This window comes from Arcicella rosea, assembly GCF_014204325.1.
Lineage (GTDB): Bacteria > Bacteroidota > Bacteroidia > Cytophagales > Spirosomataceae > Arcicella > Arcicella rosea_A.
In genome coordinates, this window is the sequence record NZ_JACHKT010000002.1 from 153351 (window position 1) to 170993 (window position 17643).

General features: G+C 35.6%; 17 protein-coding genes and 1 tRNA gene. 8 read left to right on the plus strand and 10 right to left on the minus strand.

The window, feature by feature from the left end; translation table 11 throughout:
* Positions 1–255 precede the first annotated feature (255 nt).
* From HNP25_RS02140 to HNP25_RS02155, 4 genes are all read right to left on the minus strand, one after another.
* Positions 256–1050, minus strand: a complete 795-nt coding sequence (locus HNP25_RS02140; RefSeq protein ID WP_184129543.1) for a (Fe-S)-binding protein — start codon at positions 1048–1050, stop codon at positions 256–258.
* 12 nt (positions 1051–1062) lie between these two features.
* Positions 1063–1944, minus strand: coding sequence for a sterol desaturase family protein (locus tag HNP25_RS02145; protein ID WP_184129546.1), 882 nt, complete (start codon positions 1942–1944; stop codon positions 1063–1065).
* A gap of 76 nt (positions 1945–2020) precedes the next feature.
* A complete protein-coding gene (locus HNP25_RS02150) occupies positions 2021–3013 on the minus strand; it encodes an alpha/beta hydrolase (protein ID WP_184129549.1) in 993 nt (330 codons plus the stop codon).
* A gap of 75 nt (positions 3014–3088) precedes the next feature.
* Positions 3089–4417: a 4Fe-4S dicluster domain-containing protein gene (locus HNP25_RS02155; protein ID WP_184129552.1), complete on the minus strand. Its 1329-nt coding sequence runs from the start codon at positions 4415–4417 to the stop codon at positions 3089–3091.
* Positions 4418–4679: 262 nt separating this feature from the next.
* On the opposite strand from HNP25_RS02155, the gene HNP25_RS02160 reads away from it, so the two are divergent.
* Both HNP25_RS02160 and prmA read left to right on the plus strand, forming a co-directional pair.
* A tRNA-Phe gene (locus tag HNP25_RS02160) sits at positions 4680–4752 on the plus strand.
* Between the two features lie 103 nt (positions 4753–4855).
* The gene (gene prmA / locus HNP25_RS02165; protein ID WP_184129555.1) at positions 4856–5689 is read left to right on the plus strand and encodes a 50S ribosomal protein L11 methyltransferase; all 834 of its coding nucleotides are present in this window, start codon (positions 4856–4858) and stop codon (positions 5687–5689) included.
* A gap of 131 nt (positions 5690–5820) precedes the next feature.
* Here prmA and HNP25_RS02170 read toward each other — a convergent pair whose 3' ends face one another.
* Positions 5821–6300, minus strand: a complete 480-nt coding sequence (locus HNP25_RS02170) for a flavin reductase family protein (RefSeq protein ID WP_184129558.1) — start codon at positions 6298–6300, stop codon at positions 5821–5823.
* 253 nt (positions 6301–6553) lie between these two features.
* Between HNP25_RS02170 and HNP25_RS02175 the strand changes: the two genes are divergently transcribed.
* The 3 genes from HNP25_RS02175 to HNP25_RS02185 all read left to right on the plus strand — a co-directional run bounded on the left by HNP25_RS02175 (position 6554) and on the right by HNP25_RS02185 (position 10562).
* Entirely contained in the window at positions 6554–7762 is a 1209-nt protein-coding gene (locus tag HNP25_RS02175) for a 4-hydroxy-3-methylbut-2-enyl diphosphate reductase (protein WP_184129911.1), read from the plus strand.
* A gap of 493 nt (positions 7763–8255) precedes the next feature.
* On the plus strand, positions 8256–8777 hold the full coding sequence (locus tag HNP25_RS02180) for a gluconate 2-dehydrogenase subunit 3 family protein (RefSeq protein WP_184129561.1): 522 nt from the start codon (positions 8256–8258) through the stop codon (positions 8775–8777).
* Positions 8778–8846: 69 nt separating this feature from the next.
* Entirely contained in the window at positions 8847–10562 is a 1716-nt protein-coding gene (locus HNP25_RS02185; protein ID WP_184129564.1) for a GMC oxidoreductase, read from the plus strand.
* Between the two features lie 355 nt (positions 10563–10917).
* Here HNP25_RS02185 and HNP25_RS02190 read toward each other — a convergent pair whose 3' ends face one another.
* A complete protein-coding gene (locus HNP25_RS02190; RefSeq protein ID WP_184129567.1) occupies positions 10918–11283 on the minus strand; it encodes a winged helix-turn-helix transcriptional regulator in 366 nt (121 codons plus the stop codon).
* A gap of 161 nt (positions 11284–11444) precedes the next feature.
* On the opposite strand from HNP25_RS02190, the gene HNP25_RS02195 reads away from it, so the two are divergent.
* Entirely contained in the window at positions 11445–12320 is an 876-nt protein-coding gene (locus HNP25_RS02195; RefSeq protein ID WP_184129569.1) for an SDR family oxidoreductase, read from the plus strand.
* Between the two features lie 149 nt (positions 12321–12469).
* Here HNP25_RS02195 and HNP25_RS02200 read toward each other — a convergent pair whose 3' ends face one another.
* From HNP25_RS02200 to HNP25_RS02215, 4 genes are all read right to left on the minus strand, one after another.
* Positions 12470–13756 (minus strand): O-acetylhomoserine aminocarboxypropyltransferase/cysteine synthase family protein, encoded by a 1287-nt coding sequence (locus tag HNP25_RS02200; RefSeq protein WP_184129571.1) that lies wholly within the window; start codon positions 13754–13756, stop codon positions 12470–12472.
* A 112-nt stretch (positions 13757–13868) separates the two neighbouring features.
* Entirely contained in the window at positions 13869–14384 is a 516-nt protein-coding gene (locus HNP25_RS02205; protein ID WP_184129573.1) for a hypothetical protein, read from the minus strand.
* Between the two features lie 6 nt (positions 14385–14390).
* Positions 14391–15437: an AAA family ATPase gene (locus HNP25_RS02210; RefSeq protein ID WP_184129575.1), complete on the minus strand. Its 1047-nt coding sequence runs from the start codon at positions 15435–15437 to the stop codon at positions 14391–14393.
* A gap of 49 nt (positions 15438–15486) precedes the next feature.
* Positions 15487–16368, minus strand: coding sequence for a fructosamine kinase family protein (locus HNP25_RS02215; RefSeq protein ID WP_184129577.1), 882 nt, complete (start codon positions 16366–16368; stop codon positions 15487–15489).
* 169 nt (positions 16369–16537) lie between these two features.
* Between HNP25_RS02215 and HNP25_RS02220 the strand changes: the two genes are divergently transcribed.
* Together HNP25_RS02220 and HNP25_RS02225 are read left to right on the plus strand one after the other, a co-directional pair.
* The gene (locus HNP25_RS02220; RefSeq protein ID WP_184129580.1) at positions 16538–16840 is read left to right on the plus strand and encodes a (2Fe-2S) ferredoxin domain-containing protein; all 303 of its coding nucleotides are present in this window, start codon (positions 16538–16540) and stop codon (positions 16838–16840) included.
* Between the two features lie 58 nt (positions 16841–16898).
* On the plus strand, positions 16899–17516 hold the full coding sequence (locus HNP25_RS02225; RefSeq protein WP_184129582.1) for an adenine nucleotide alpha hydrolase family protein: 618 nt from the start codon (positions 16899–16901) through the stop codon (positions 17514–17516).
* Positions 17517–17643: the final 127 nt, after the last annotated feature.

Sequence of the window (17643 nt, forward strand, 5' to 3'; positions counted from 1 at the left end):
AAACTATTTTGTTGAGTTACAATACTTCTCTGTAAGCTTACAATGCTATTTTGTTGACTTAAAAAACTCTGTGTAAGCTTACAAAACTTCTCTGCAAGGCTGCAAAACTATTTTGTAAAGAAACAAAACTCCTATGTAAGCTTACAAAACAGCATTGTTGACCAAGAAAAGTTCTTTGTAAGCTTGCAAAGCTATTTTGTTAACTTCAAAGACTCTTTGTAAGTCTGGGAAACTTATTTAGGATGTGACAATTACCTATTTCATCCCCTCCAACAGCAATTCTGCCAAGTCATATACTTTTACAGAATCTTCTTTTTCTTTGTTTTTCACACCGTCCGACATCATTACCATACAAAATGGACAAGCTACGGCAATGGTGCTTGCTCCTGTGGCTAAAGCGTCTTCAATGCGTTCAATGTTGATGTCTTTATTACCTTTTTCGGGTTCTTTAAACATTTGTCCACCACCAGCACCGCAGCATAAACCTTTGGTTTTGCAGCGTTTCATTTCAACTAAATCAGCATCTAAGGCTTCCAAAACCGACCGTGGAGCTTCATAAATATCATTGGCACGTCCTAAATAACAAGAATCGTGATAAGTGATTTTTTTGCCCTTAAATTCGCCACCACCTTGTAATTTTATTTTTCCTGCATCAATTAATTGTTGCAAAAAAGTAGAGTGATGAATTACTTCATAATTTCCGCCCAAAGCTGGGTATTCATTTTTTAAAGTATTAAAACAATGCGGACAAGCCGTCACGATTTTTTTTACGCCATAGCCATCCAATACTTGAATATTCATAGTGGCCTGCATTTGAAATAGAAATTCATTACCAGCTCTGCGTGCGGGGTCGCCTGTACAAGATTCTTCTGTGCCAAGTACAGCGAATTTTATCCCAACTTGATTCAGAATTTTTGTAAAAGCAATCGTTACTTTTTTGTATCGGTCATCAAACGAACCAGCACAACCCACCCAAAACAAAATTTCAGGGCTTTCGCCTGTACTCATCATTTCTGCCATTGTTGGCACTTTATATTCTATTTCTTGCATATTGTTATATGATTAAAGTCTGTTGTTTTGTATTCCCTCCTGCATCTGTTTAGCCGTTTTTCTCGAACCATCGTGACTCCAACCCGGAGGAGCAAAAATATAGTTGAAAGCGTTTTTCAGAGAACCAGCCTTCCAAACATCTTTGGCAATATCAATCCATTCGCTGAAAGCAATTTTTACAGGATTATAAGTCTTTAAATTGTTGGTCAAACCATACGTTGGTCGCTCTTCTTCTTCAATAAAAGTACCGAACATTCTATCCCAAATAATCAAAATACCTGCGTAGTTTTTATCCAAATACTTCACGTCAGAACCATGATGAACTCTGTGATGCGAAGGCGTATTAAAGATAAATTCAAAAGGTTTCCACATTTTGCCAATGGTTTCTGTATGAATCCAATACTGATAAAGCAAGCTAATTTGTTGCATAATCACCACGACGATGGGGTGAAAACCAACAATCGGCATCCACAGATAAAAAATAAATGAACCCGTAATATTGCCCGTCCAAGTTTGTCGAAGTGCCGTTGCCAAATTATATTTTTCAGAAGAATGATGCACTTTGTGCGAAGCCCAAAAGTATCGAATCAAATGTGCTTCTCTGTGAAACCAATAATAGCTAAAGTCATCGGCAAAAAATGCTAAAACCCACATCCACCAAGCCGAACCGTCTAAAGTAAAAACATGAAAATTTTCGTACAAGTACAAAAAGATAAAAGCGATAAGCGTTTTTGAAATTAGGCCTGTGAATAAATTTCCCAAACCCAAAGCGATAGAAGTAAAAGAGTCTTTTACTTCCAAATAATCTTTTTGTTCACGAGTAATAAAAATTGCCTCAAGAATAACCGTCAGCACAAAAAACGGAACAGCGTATAAAATTAGATTAGGAGCCATTGAGCGTAATTTGAAAATTTGAAAATGAGCTAAATTTGAAAATAACCGACGACTGAAATCTGATTTCCGAATACTTTTATTTCAAAACCTTATCTAAAAACTGCTCAGTTTTTCTTTGAACGTGTTGGTAATCTTTTGATAAAACATAAGAGCCAATCACATGATTTCCTGCATTGGGGAAAACAACTTTTTGTTTTTGATTGGTAGCAACGCCCAATTCATCGTACATTTTTAGCATCGCTGGCACAGAAACTACTTTATCTTGTTCTTCTTCATTTTTGTAGTAATATCCCATAAAAGTTGGACATTTTACTTTTGCAAAGGTTTCTGGAGTCATTACGTTTGTCAAGAAATTTTGCAAAGCAATTACGCCGTTGATATGATAATGCGTACTCCAATATTTGGCATGAATTGGATTTTGTGGAGGAAAATCTCGTATTTCAGAACCTGTAACCAATTTCGCCATAGCCAAACCCCAGTGATTATCCAACAACTTAGCATTTTTATCAAAAATCTCAATACAAGGCGAGTAGAGTACGATAGCTTTAATTTCTGGATGTTGCGAAGCCAAATACAAAGTCAACGCTCCGCCGAATGATGTTCCAACCACGATTACTTCATCGCCCAGTTTTTTGCCAATTGCCAAAGCCTCTTCGGCAGAATTGATAAAATCATTGGCTTTTACGTTTTTCATGGTAGAATCGCCCAAATCAATGCCATGACCAGCCAAACGAGCCAAGTACAAATTTGCTCCGTACTTTTTTGCCAAATTGCTATGAATAGGGTCGCCTTCTTCCTGACTTGCCGAAAAACCGTGGACATACACAATGGCTAATTTGGTTTTTACTTTTTTGACGGTATCAGCCCAAATAATTCTGGCTTCACAGTCTGGACGAATACCTACTACGGCTTTTTCAGCGGTATTGATTTTTGTTTCTAAGTCCACCAATGAATCTGGCAATTCAAAAACGGGTACTTTTATCGAAGGAGCATCAGGCTTTGGCCCCATTAAATAGCCAAAAATGCCAACGACAAACAGTATGATTAATACTCTCAATAATGGTTTCATTATTCAAAAATTGTTAATGTTTCTTGTTAAAATTATTTCTGAAATCTCAAATCTCACAGTTTAAAACGCATAGCTTTACTTCACTTCATTCGCCCAATTAAATCTATCAGAGGTTGCAAATTTCCATGGAGCTTGATTGGTTTCTAAATTTGAAAACATCGCATTCCAAGAAGCAGGAGCGTCGGATTCTTCCATGATTTGATAGCGACGCAATTGCAGAATAATGTCTAAAGGCGAAATATTTATCGGACATTCCTGCACACAAGCATTACAAGTAGTACAAGCACGCAACTCTTCAGAAGTAATATAGCTTCCGTACAAAGCTTTGCCGTCTTCTACAAAAATGCCACCGTTTACAGCAAGATTTCTGCCTACTTCTTCGAGTCGGTCACGAGTATCCATCATAATTTTTCGTGGCGACAAAGCTTTGCCTGTTAAATTGGCAGGACAAGACGAAGTACAGCGACCACATTCTGTACAAGAATAGGCATCCATCAAGTTTTTCCAAGATAAATCTTTGATGTCTTTCGCTCCGAAGCGAGCAATTTCGGTACTTGCCTCAGCATCAGGCTGTGCCAAACCCAACATAATTTGTACCTCTTTCGTCACTTCTGGCATATTTGGCATTTCTCCTTTTGCTTTCAGATTCGAGAAGTAAGTATTCGGGAACGCCAAGAAAATATGTAAATGTTTGGAATAAGTAACGTACAAGGCAAAACCTAAAATGCCCAAAATGTGTAGCCACCAAGCCGTGCGTTCATAAATAATTAAAGCAGTTTCGTTCCAATTACTGAAAATAGGTTTCAAAAAAGAACTAATCACAAAAGAACCAACTGGATGATAATGTTCGTTGCCACGTTCTTGTAAAATGCTATCAACAGCATTCATACTGAGGAGTGCTGTCATTAAAATAATCTCAGCAAAAAGAATCGTATTGGCATCAATAACCGGAAAACCATTTAATTCTCGGTGGCGAGTTGCTTGAAGGCGTTCTACTTTGGTAATATTTCTACGAATCAAAAACACAATACAAACCAAGAGTACGCCTGCGGCTAATATTTCAAAGAAATTAATCAAGAAAGCATAAAAACTACCCAAAACAGGAGCAAAAAGCCGATGAGTACCCAAAATGCCATCCAATACAATTTCCAATACTTCAACATTAATCAACAAAAAACCTGCATAAATGACAAAGTGTAAAATACCTACGATTGGGCGGTCGAACATCTTTTTTTGTCCGAACGCAATGCGTAGCATCGTCTTCAATCGTTCAGAAGGATTATCCGAACGGTCTTCGGCTCTACCCAATTGAATGGTCTTTTTAATGATTTGTATGCGTTTTGAAATAAAATAAGCCGCCAAACCGAAAGCTGCTACGAAGAGAATTTGTTGGATGATTTGCATAGTTCAGAAAAAATAAGTTTTGGTACTTATTTATTTTTAAATTGAATCAGAACCCTTTTTTGATGAATTTAAGGTAAATCTTGTACTTTATTTAACAATTTACTGATTTTATTGTGTGATACAAAGATGTTGATTTTTCAAATAGTATGCAAGCATACTATTTGAAAATAATTTCAAAAATTTTTAAAATTATTTTCAGAAAATGTTTGGTGTTAAAAAAAAGTTTCCTACCTTTGCAGTCCCGAAACACAGGCGGGATTCAGGTGAAGTAGCTCAGTTGGTAGAGCATCGGACTGAAAATCCGTGTGTCGGCGGTTCGAGTCCGCCCTTTACCACAAAAAACCCCTTAGACGTAATGTTTGAGGGGTTTTTTATTGTATGATTTTTTTTCTGAAATAAGATTTCATAATTTTTTTTAATAAATTTTATCAGCTCGACATGAACTACATAGAAGTAAAACTAAACATCAACCCAGAATTTTCGGATATTTTCATGGCGGAGTTAGGTGAAATTGGCTACGAAACTTTTACCGAAGAAGCGGAGGGTTTAAACGCTTACATTACGGAGGACTTGTTTTCGGAAGAAAATCTGGATGAAATTATGGAGCGGTATTTAGCGATGACGCCTATTAGTTATAGCTACTCGACTTTAGAGAAAAAGAATTGGAATGAAGAATGGGAGAAAAACTATGAGCCAATTTTAGCCGCCAATGGGCGTGTAAGAGTACGGGCGAATTTCCATGAGCCTGACCCAAATATTCAATATGAATTGTTAATTAATCCTAAAATGTCCTTCGGAACGGGGCATCATGAAACTACTTCGATGGTGTTGAGTTTACAAATGGAGATTGACCACCAAGCTAAAAAGGTATTAGATGTTGGTTGTGGAACGGGTATCTTAGCCATTTTTGCTTCAAAATTGGGAGCTTCGGAAGTGGCAGGTTTTGATATTGAAGAATGGGCAGCTGAAAATTCTCGTGAAAATGTACAATTGAATGATTGTGATAATGTAGTGATTCGTCAGGGAACAATAGAAGACGAACCTGCCGACCAATACGATATTATTTTGGCAAATATCAACCGTAATATTTTGATGCGTGATATTCCGAAATATGTTGAATTTATGAAAGCTGCTCCATCAAAATTAATTGTCAGTGGTTTTTATCAGCACGACATTGAAGATATTGAAAAAGTAGCCAACGAATCAGGTTTAACAAAAACGCATACCGAAAACAAAAATAATTGGGCAGCGGTGATTTTTGAAAGAAAATAATTGGCTTTCAGCGGTCAGCAATCGGCTTTCGGTTTTTGAGATGGACATAATTTTAAGATAAAAAGTAGCGGCAACTTTCATAGTTGCCGTTTTTATTTTCTTAAAACCGAAAGCTGACAGCCGAAAGCCTTTTACCCCCTCACCAATCCTTCCGCTCGCAAGTAATCATTCGTCAAAACTTCTTTGTCGGGGTTTAGTACTTTTTGTGTCAATACTTCACAGACAAATAATTCATGGTCGCCAGAGTCGATACTTCCCACACAGCGACATTGAATATAGCCAATGGCTTCGGTTAAATAGGGGCAACCTCTTTCATCCATCTCAAAAGGAAGGTTTACAAATTTGTTTGAAGTCCTTCCACTTTTTCTTCCCAATTTAGGAATAAGTTTTTTGGCTTGGTCTTTCGCCAACAGGTTTACATTCAATATCATGCTTTCTCGTACCAATGCGATGGTATAATCCGTTTTGTAAAGAGCAACGGTAATATATTTGCCTTGCATGGCACTTTGCATAACCCAAGTAGCAATGTTAGCGTTGATTTGTCCTAATGGTGAAACCGTTGTGATAGAATGTACATCATAATTTTTGTATTTTAGTAATGCTTTAGCCATGAGTAGTATTTTTTTAGGAAATTTTAAATTATAAAATGGGTCATTAAACAACTATAAAAGCTTGAATTTTAGTGACCATTTACTCAATTACTAATATTTAATTGTCCTGATTTTTACAATTTGATGTAACTTTGAAAACTGTTAATCAAAAAAGTTGTTTAAAGAAATGGAGGTAATTAGTAATTCTTCTGATATTGAACTGTTTCGGGTTGATGCTCCTTCGGAGGGAGATACTCGAAGAAAAATGAAGAAAATGAAATCATTTCAGATTCCTGATCTATACAAGAGTACTATCATTGGCGGTATCAAGGAGAAACGCCGTTTGCAAGATAAACTCAAAAAAGACTTTACGCCGACCGTCTTGGATTATGGCATGGTAAAGTTTTTGATTTCTAGGCATTTTGGCTTTTGCTATGGTGTCGAGAATGCCGTTGAAATTGCTTACCGAACGATAGACGAAAATCCTGATAAAAGAATCTTTTTGTTATCAGAAATGATTCATAATCCTGATGTAAATGCCGACTTGTTGAGTCGTGGCGTGAATTTCATCATGGATACTTCTGGAAGACAGTTAATTCCTTGGGAAGAATTATCGGCCAATGATGTAGTAATTGTACCAGCTTTTGGAACGACGGTTGAAATCCAACAACGTCTTTCTGATATTGGAATCAATGCTTATCAGTATGACACTACTTGTCCTTTTGTAGAGAAAGTGTGGAATCGTGCCACAGCGATTGGACAAAAAGATTATACCATTGTAGTTCATGGAAAACCTTCGCACGAAGAAACCAGAGCTACATTTTCTCATGCCAAAGAAAATGCTCCGACGATTGTTGTAAAAGACATGAAACAGACCATAGAATTGGCGAAATACATCACAGGCGAAAAATCTGCTGAACAATTTTACGAAGAATTTAAAGGACAGTACTCTGAAGGTTTTGATGTTACTAAAGATTTACAAAGAATTGGCGTAGTGAATCAAACTACCATGTTGGCTTCTGACACACAAGGAATTGCAGATTATTTGAAGCAAATCATGATTCAACAATATAATATTGAAGGTTCTGATGTAACGGCATATTTTGCTGATACTCGTGATACGCTTTGTTATGCTACTAACGATAACCAAAGTGCTACTTATGGTTTATTGAAAGAGGAGGCAGATTTAGTAGTAGTTGCGGGCGGTTATAATTCATCAAATACTTCACATTTGGTGGAATTATGTGAACAAAAATTACCAACGTATTTTATTTCTTCTGCCGATAAAATCCTAACAGAAAATCTAATCAGTCATTTTGATTTACATTCAAAAACTGAAAGACACACAAGTAATTTCATACCTCAAAAAGACCAAGTTACTATCATGCTTACTTGTGGGGCTTCTTGTCCTGATGCAGTAGTAGAATCAATTTTATTGAAATTACATTCGTTTTTTCCAGAAGCCTTGCCGATTGAAGCATAAAAATCATCAGAGTATCTAAAAACCGCAAAATACCGCAAGAAAGTATCTCTCGACATACTTGAAGTATCTCCAGAGATATTTTTTACCGCAAAATACCGCAAGAAAGTATCTCTCGACATACTTGAAGTATCTCCAGAGATATTTTTTACCGCAAAATACCGCAAGAAAGTATCTCCCGACATACTTGAAGTATCTCCAGAGATATTTTTTACCGCAAAATATCACAAAAATTATCTCTCGATATACCAAAGTATTGCTTAATATCTCTTCCTAATATTTCCACAATTTCTTCGTTTCTACCTTTGTACATTACCTTTTGGCTTTTACGCTTAGTTTTTATCTTACAATATTTTCTTGTAATTTGACATAGATTTGATTTTTTGATTATTCGGCTAATCAATTGATTTTTTCCAGCTTACAGAAAGCATATAAGTCATACTACAGTCCAGTTCAAAAACTCTTTTATTTGTATTCTTAAATTAATTATAAAATAATGCAAAGACGTTCGGCAATTAAAAATTTAGCGCTGACGATTGGTGGAACAATCGTTTTACCAGCATGGGCAAATGCTTGGAGTAAAGAAACGCTTCAAAATGGTACTTTTAAAATTACTTATGCAGAGGGGACTTTATTAGCAGAAATCGTAGAAACAATTATTCCTAAAACTGATACTCCCGGAGCTAAAGAATTGGGTGCTGATAAATTTATCTTGAAAATGGTAGCAGATTGTTACGATAAAAAATCTCAAGATATTTTTGCGAAAGGGCTTGTTTTAGTAGATGAGCTATCGAAAAAAGAAAATGGTAAAACTTTCGTAGAAAGTGATTCAAAACAACGTTTAGAAGTTTTGAAAAAAATGAGTACTTCACAAAATAGCGAAGAAAAAGGTTTTTTACAATTGGTAAAAGGACTTACTATTGACGGATACTTAGTCTCGGAATATGTGATGACAAATTTAAGAATCTTTGAAATGGTTCCGGGACGTTATCACGGTTGTGTGCCAATCAAAAAGTAATACGAAAATATTGTTTGAAGACTTAAAGGTCTAAGTTATTATCAACGCTCTCAAATTTTATATCAAGAAATGTCCAATTTTAATATAGATGCGATAAAAAACCAAACTTACGATGCTATCGTGATTGGTTCAGGAATTAGTGGTGGCTGGGCTGCTAAAGAACTTACAGGAAAAGGATTACGTACATTGGTTTTAGAACGTGGTAGAGAAGTAAAACACGTAATAGACTATCCGACAACTTTGATGCAACCGTGGGAGTTTGAACACCACGGAAGAATCAACAAAGAAGTAAAAGATGCCAATCCAATCGTAAGTAAATGTTATGCTTTTTATGAAGGAACAGAACAGTTTTTTGTAAAAGATGCCGAACATCCTTACGTACAAGAAAAACCTTTCGACTGGATTCGTGGCTACCAAACTGGTGGAAAATCTTTACTTTGGGCTCGCCAAACACAACGTTGGTCAGAATATGATTTTCAAGGCCCAGCCCGTGATGGCTTTGCTGTTGATTGGCCAATTCGCTATGCCGACCTTGCTCCGTGGTATAGTTATGTAGAGAAATTTGCAGGTATTTCTGGTAATAAAGACAACGTGCCAAGTTTGCCAGATGGTGAATTTTTAGCACCGCATGAATTAAACTGTTTAGAGAAATACTTCAAAGAACAAGTAGCCAAAAATTACAAAGACCGTCAGATTATCACAGGTCGTTGTGCACACCTTACTTCGCCCAAACAAGTACATTATGACCAAGGCAGAGCTCAGTGCCAAAGCAGAACAATTTGCGAAAGAGGTTGTCCTTACGGTGGATATTTCAGTAGTAACTCTTCTACTTTGCCGTGGGCGGCTAAAACAGGCAAATTAACTTTGCGTCCGCACTCAGTGGTGCATTCTATCATTTACGATGAGAAAAAAGGCAAAGCCACAGGCGTAAGAGTAATTGACTCCAATACCAAACAAATGATGGAGTTTTATGCAAGAATCATTTTTGTAAATGCTGCTGCATTAAATTCAAATTTGGTATTGTTAAATTCTACTTCACATCGCTTCCCGAATGGTTTAGGAAACGACAGTGGTGTATTGGGTAAATATGTAGCTTTCCACAATTATACTGCAACGATTGATGCTGAGTATGAAGGATTTTTGGGAAGTACAACGGATGGACGTAAACCAAATTCTGCTTATATTCCTCGTTTCAGAAATGTTGAAAAACAAGAAACGGATTTCTTGCGTGGTTATGCGGCTGGCTTCTCGGCAGGTCATTATCAACATGATGACAGAAGTGGCTTAGGCGAAGATTTGAAAAAGGCTTTGTTGAAACCAGAGTATAACAATGTTTGGAACGTAGGTTCGCACATGATGGGCGAAACTATTCCTAAAGAAAGTAATTATGTGGCTTTGGATAGCTCGAAACTTGATCCATGGGGAATTCCGCAATTGAAAATTTCAGTAGATTACGACGACAACGACCGCAAAATGGTGAAAGATTTCTTTGAACAGCTTACAGAAATGTACACAAAAGCAGGTTTCAAAAATATCAGAACTAACGACTCGCATCGCACTCCTGGTTTGGATATTCACGAAATGGGCGGAGCAAGAATGGGTAAAGACCCTAAAACATCAGTCTTGAATAAATGGAATGCGATTCATAGCTGTAAAAACGTGTTTGTGACTGACGGAGCTGCCATGACTTCTACTTCAACACAAAACCCATCGTTGACCTATATGGCAATGACGGCTCGCTCTGCTGATTATGCTGTGAAAGAAATGAGAAAAGGGAATTTGTAAGTTTTAGCTTTGAGATTTTAGAAAGAATAAAAAAATATGAGTCATCCCGAATTTTTTCTTAGAATAGTGAGGTTTAGGACGATTTGAGAGGTTTTTTTATTTATTATTGTACAATCCTTACTTTTCTTGTCTTGAAACAAGAAAAGTAACAAAAGAAATTCAAGAATTCCTAAACTCGCTTCGCTCAAACAGTAGGAATTCGTTGCCCATCAATCATAAAAAAGCGGTCGAAATTAGTTTTTTGACCGCTTTTTTGTGATTTTAAAATTCGGGATGACTCATGTTTTTCTTTTTTTGAAATTTGGAAATATTTCAGTGGATAAAAAGCTCACAGCTCATTACTCAAGGCTTACAGCTACACCTTAAATTTCTCTCTCGAAGTTCTAATTTCACCAAGATTATCGTTTGCCCAAGCAGCTAAATTATGAATATGTGGCACAAGGCTAATCCCCAAATGCGTTAATTCGTACTCTACTCTTGGCGGAATTTCTGGAAATACTTGTCTGGAAACCAAGCCGTCGGCTTCTAAAGTCCTCAACGTAACCGTCAACATTTTCTGCGAAACATCGCCAATCGTTTTATTAATTTCATTAAAACGCATCGTCCCTTTTTCTCCTAAAACCAAAACTACCAGTATCGACCATTTATCACCAAACCTATCCAATACATTTCTTACGGGGCAGTCAGTCGAAGTCATAAATTTTTCTATATTTTTTTCCATTGTAATTGATTGATTTTCAATAATACTTACGAAAAAGTAAGTGTCTAACTTTTTCGTACCTTCTTGTTAGACATTAACTTACTATTTACCTTTGACTTACCAAAAGTAACTTAATAACTTTTAGTTTGCAAAAAAACATTCACAAATAAACATTTAAAGAAATGAGTAAGATATTAGTAACAGGAGCAACAGGTGGATTAGGTAGTGCCGTTGTAAATTTTTTATTAGAGAAAACTGACGCTTCAAACATTGCAGTATTGGCAAGAGATACTGCTAAAGTAGAAGCCTTGAAAGAAAAAGGAGTAAACATTGTTGTGGGTGACTATAATGACGTAGATTCACTAATTGCTGCTTTTCAAGGAATTGATAAATTATATTTTGTTTCAGGAAGTGATGTTCAGCATAGACTTTTGCAACAAGAAAATGTTGTGAAAGTAGCCGTTGCTGCTGGTGTAAAACATGTAGTTTATACAAGTTTCCAACGTAAAAACGAAACTGAAACTTCACCAATCGCATTTGTGGCAGAATCACATATCAAAACAGAAGAATGGCTAAAAGCATCTGGATTGGCTTATACAATCTTGAAACATACTTTATATACAGATTTATTACCAATGTTTGTAGGCGAACAAGTAATGGAAACTGGTGTGATTTATCAGCCTGCTGGAGATGGAAAAACTGCTTTCGCTTTGCGTACAGATATGGCAGAAGCAGGTGCAAATATCTTGACAAGCGAAGGACACGAAAACAAAATTTATGAAATTACAGGTGCGAAAACCTATTCGTATCAAGACATTGCGGAGATAATTTCATCAATCACAGGTAAGCAAATCGTGTATGTTTCGCCAAGTGTTGAAGAATTTAGCAAAACACTTACAGAAGCAGGCGTACCAGCAGAGTATATTGGTTTATTTGCTGGTTTCAGCGGAGCAATCAAAGATGGAGAATTTGACGAAGTAAGCACAGATTTAGCAACTTTATTGGGCAGAACACCAACTTCTGTTGAGACTTACTTACAAGGAGTTTACGGGAAGTAATTTGAAAATTTGAAGATGTGTTAATTTGAAAATTAATGCAAAAACCCCTTTGTTGAAAATTTCAACAAAGGGGTTTTATGTTTTTACATAAACCGAAAGCTGATGACTGACAGCTCAAAGTTCACGGCTCAACGCTCATAGCTAAAAACCTACAAAGCCGCCAAAGCTTGTTCAATATCTTCTTTTAAATCGTCGATATGTTCGATGCCTACCGAAATTCTTAACATCGTAGGTTCAACCCCTGCCGAAATTTGTTCCGCTTCCGAAAGTTGCGAATGTGTTGTTGAAGCTGGGTGAATTATCAATGTTTTAGCATCGCCCACATTTGCCAAATGACTGATGAGTTTTAGGCTATTCACAAATTTTTCTGCTCTGGCTTTATCACCTTTTAGTTTAAATGAAAACACGCCACCAAAACCACGAGTAAGGTATTTTTTCGCTAATTCATGGTAAGGACTACTGGCTAAACCTGGATAATTTACGCCTTCAACTTCTGGGTGTTCAGCCAGCCAATTAGTAAGTGCAAGTGCATTTTCGCCGATTCTTTCTACTCTTAAAGTCAAAGTTTCTAAGCCTTGCAATAACAAGAAAGAATTAAATGGACTTTGTGCTGGTCCCCAATCACGCAAGCCTTCTACTCTGGCACGAATGATAAACTGAATATTTCCGAAAGGACCACCGATACCAAAAACATCGTTCAGTACCAAGCCATGATAACTTGGAGACGGCTCTGTAAACTGTGGATATTTTCCATTTCCCCAGTTGAAAGTACCTGCATCCACAATTACGCCACCCATCGTAGTTCCATGTCCGCCAATCCATTTGGTCGCAGATTCTACAATGATATGAGCACCATGTTTGATAGGCTGTGCAATAGCACCGCCCGCACCAAAAGTATTATCAACGATAATTGGTAAGTCGTATTTTTTAGCTAATTCAGCAAAAGCTTCAAAATCAGGAATACTGAAACTTGGATTCCCGATAGTTTCTAAATAAATCGCTTTGGTTTTATCATCAATCAAGGCTTCAAAAGAAGAAACATCGTCGCCATCAGCAAAGCGAGCTTCAACACCAATATTCTTGAATGAATTTTTGAATTGATTATACGAACCACCGTATAAAAACGAAGTAGTAATAAAATTGTCGCCAACCGTAGTAATGTTATTGATAGCGATAAATTGTGCCGCATGACCAGAAGCTACTGCTAAAGCCGCCACGCCACCCTCTAAGGCTGCCAAACGCTTTTCAAAAACATCACTTGTTGGATTCATAATTCGGGTATAAATATTCCCAAATTCTTTTAAAGCAAAAAGGTTTGCACCATGTTCGGAACTGTTGAACTGATAAGCCGTAGTTTGGTAAATAGGTACTGCACGAGAATTTGTTGTAGGGTCGATTTCCTGCCCAGCGTGCAATTGGAGTGTTTCAAATTTCATGAGATTGTTTGTTAATTAGATTGAGTATATTCTATGTATTCGATAGACAAAGTTATGAATTAATTTTAAGAGAAAATATTTTAGGTTTAATTTTTAATAGAGGTTAAGGAGTTTAAGTAAACCTTGCGTTTATGCCATCAAGTTGATAATTGTTAATTGATTGTACAAAAACTTTAGTAGTCAACCATTTACATTTACTTTTTAGTTTTGCATTAATTGTTTGTAATCTATTTTTAGCCTGTGGGTTATTTAACATTACATCTTCCTCTAACCAGAAAACGTAACGAATTTCAATGTCGTTTTGTCCTATTTTTTTATGAAGCGTTTGCCAAAAAACATTATTATGAGTACTATTTCTGGATGCTCCAGCTATTATAGCGATAGTATCTCGTAGTTTTTGAGCAACTTCATTTGTCAATACATCAATGTCTTCATAATTTACGCCTCTAAAATTTTTAACTTCCATAAAAAAGATTTTATCAGGAGTATAGAAACCCAGAAAATCTGTGTCTTTTGTACCTTGTAAAAACCTTTTTGCATTGACTATATTGACGTTATTATCAGATTTGATAATGTTATACTTATCGTCGAATTCAAAATGTAGATTACTTTCTTCAAAAACAGTCATCTTGTTTTATGATTTGAGTGCTTTATTAAAATAGGTTTGCTCTAAGTCATAGAAGTTTGAAAATTCCTCTAAAATCGAATTTTCAGATAAATCAGCAATAGATTCACCTTCATCAACCAATAGTTCATTTTCTTTTTCATACATTCCAAAAAACTTAATAGGAGGAAGGGTTTCTTCGATTAAATCTTTTCGGTATTCTGATTTTAAAGAAAGCAAATTGGTCAATAAATAGTCGTGCGAAGCAATGAATACTTGAACTCCATTATTGGCTAGTGTTATCAAAATTTCAGCAATCTGACTGATTAATCTGGGGTTTAAATTAGCTTCTGGCTCATCCCAAAAGAGTACGGAGTTTTTTCCTAACTCCCCATTGAGAATCAAATACATCAGAGTAGCGATTTTTCTAAAACCTTCGGCTACTAGAGGCATTTCCATTTTTCCTTGTTCATTTTTGAAGTAAAATCGTCCATTTTCTTTTAATACATTTGCTCCTGTAATTTTTTCTAAGGGATTTACCAACTTTTGAGCTTCATCAAATCGTCTGCCTTTTAGTAAGCTGGTGTCTAATGCTAATGCTAACTGGTAATATGTTTCATCAAAACTAATTTCTCTTTTTTGATATAAACTGATAAAACCTTCAAAAACAGAGATGATTTCTCGTGGAGGAATATATAAAGATGCTGTTTGTGGTAAAGTAGAATATTTATCAGTCTTTACACTCGTTTTTGAATTGGTTGAAAAATTAAAACTTTGTATAATTCCGTCTATTTCAATATTTATTTCAGCTTTTGCTCTTCCTTGACTCCTTTTAACAAGCCTTCCTAAGTTTTCAGGCTTGAAATAGTTTACTAGGTTTTCACCTAATAAGCTCTCAAATTTTTCTTTCCCAGAGCCATTATTTGCTTCATTAGTTTTTAGAATTACTAATAAGAGCTTTAACAAATGAGTTTTTCCAGAGCCATTTTGTCCAACAAATACATTCAAGCCTTTTGAAAATTCAAAAGAATTATCCTCAAAGCGAGTAAAGTTTTTAATATGAATTTTCTGAATCATTTTAATGTGATTTTAGAGAAATATAATTACTTATCAGAGTTTCTTTTTATCAATACTTCTTCAAAATCTTCTCAACGGCATCTAAATATCCACCACCAAAAAGATTTACATGAACCATCAATGGATACAAATTATACAATGGAATGCGGTCGCCAAAACCATTTTCGATAGGATATACTTCGTGATAAGCTTCATAAAATTCTGGTTCAAAACCGCCAAACATGGTTGTAAAAGCTAATTCTGCTTCACGTAAACCGTAATAACAAGCAGGGTCAACTAAGGCAACAAAACCGTTGTTGTCTGTCATTACATTGCCTGACCATAAATCGCCATGAAGTAATGCTGGTTTTTCGTTTGGTATTAGGTTTGGTATTTTTTCGAAAAGTGTTTGAAATTTATCGTATAATTCTTGTGAAATTTTGCGGTCGTAAAGGGCTAAACCAGCTTGTACTTTCAATCTTTTTTCTATAAAAAACTGAACGCCATCTTCCATCCATTCATTATTTTGGCGTAAAGCACCGATATAATTATTGAAATCTAAACCGTGACTGTGGTGTGTATGTGTATGGAGTTTGGCAAGTTTTTGACCAAAATCTTGCCAATAGTTTTCTTGTTTATAACTTGCCGTCAAGAATTCAATCATCAAATATTCTTTATCCAAAATCTTTCCATAATTGATTACTTCAGGAATAGATAGAACGTCTTTATCACTTAAAGTTTGTAAACTTTTGGCTTCAGATTCGAACATTCCTTCATGGTCGCCTTGGTTCCATTTGATAAAATAATCGCCTTCAGCAACTTTTACTTTTACGGCAAGATTAAAATTTCCGCCATAAAAAAACTGGAAATCAAGTACTTCTGGATGGTGACCTAAGTTTTCAAAAAGAATACTTTCGATAAACTGATATTGTTCTTGTGTCTGGAAAGTCATACAAATATTGATTGCAAAATATGTCGATCAGGATTTATTTATCTCCTGTCTTCTTGGGTTTATTCCAAAATTACGAGAAAACCGTTAAATTGCATGGATTGAACGATTTTAACAACAACAAATTGTTAAAACTGATTTATCAGCCGTCAGCGAAAATTAAAAAACTAAAATGAAATACAAGAAACACGTTTTTATTTGTACTAATCAGAAAGATGCACCCAAAAAATGTTGTGGTGCAGAAAGAGGAAGTGCATTAGTGGAAGCTTTTAAAGCATCTTTAAAAGAAAAAGGATTATCTGCAGAAATTAGAGCTCAGAAAGCAGGTTGCTTAGATGTTTGTGCTTTTGGTCCAGGTTTAGTAGTTTATCCAGAAGGAGTATTCTATGGTAATGTACAATTATCAGACGTAGAAGAAATCGTGGAAAGCAATTTAGTTGGCGATAAAGCCGTAGAACGTTTGGTTATTGCCTAATAATGTTACTCAAATTTGAAACGGAGAAATCCGTTTCAAATTTACAATCCAGCATAAAATGTACAGAATTTATCCTACATTAATCAATTCATTTGTTTTGTATGAGCAACAAGTATTAGATGCTCAGGGTAATATTTTGGTGGATTTGTGGGAAATGATTGATAGAATTAACAGAGTAAAAAAGCCAACTACCGAAGCCCAACAAAAAGGGATTGATTTTGAAAAAGCAGTAGTAACTGGCGAAAATGAAGAATTATTTGGTGAAAAAATTATTGAAAAAGCTCGTGAGTTTTTACCCATTAAATACAAAACACAGTTTTACACAGAGGCCAAGTATAAAAATTGTTTGATTTACGGTTTTGTAGATTTAGTAGGTGGCGATCGTGCCGTTGATTTAAAATCGACTAGACTTTATGAGCCTAATCGTTTTGCGTTGAATCATCAAAATTTGTACTTATTAGGTTTACAAAAATGGGGCGTAAAAACCTTAGATTATATCATCACTGATTTTGAAGACGTATATCAAGAACGCTACGACATCAAAACTTATGATTTCACTCCACTCTATCGCCAAATAGACGCTTTCGTAGCATTTCTTGAACAGCACAGAAAATTAATCAAAGACAAAAAGATTTTTGATAAAAAAGGAGATACCAATCAGTTGTCGTTGTTTTGAGATTGCTTTAGGCTGTAAGCAGTAGGCTTACTAATTTTTACAAAAATCTAAAATCTTTAATTCTTAAATCTTCAGTCTTGTTTCTTGCTTCTTGTATCTAAAAATCCAAAATCTTCAATTCTTAAAT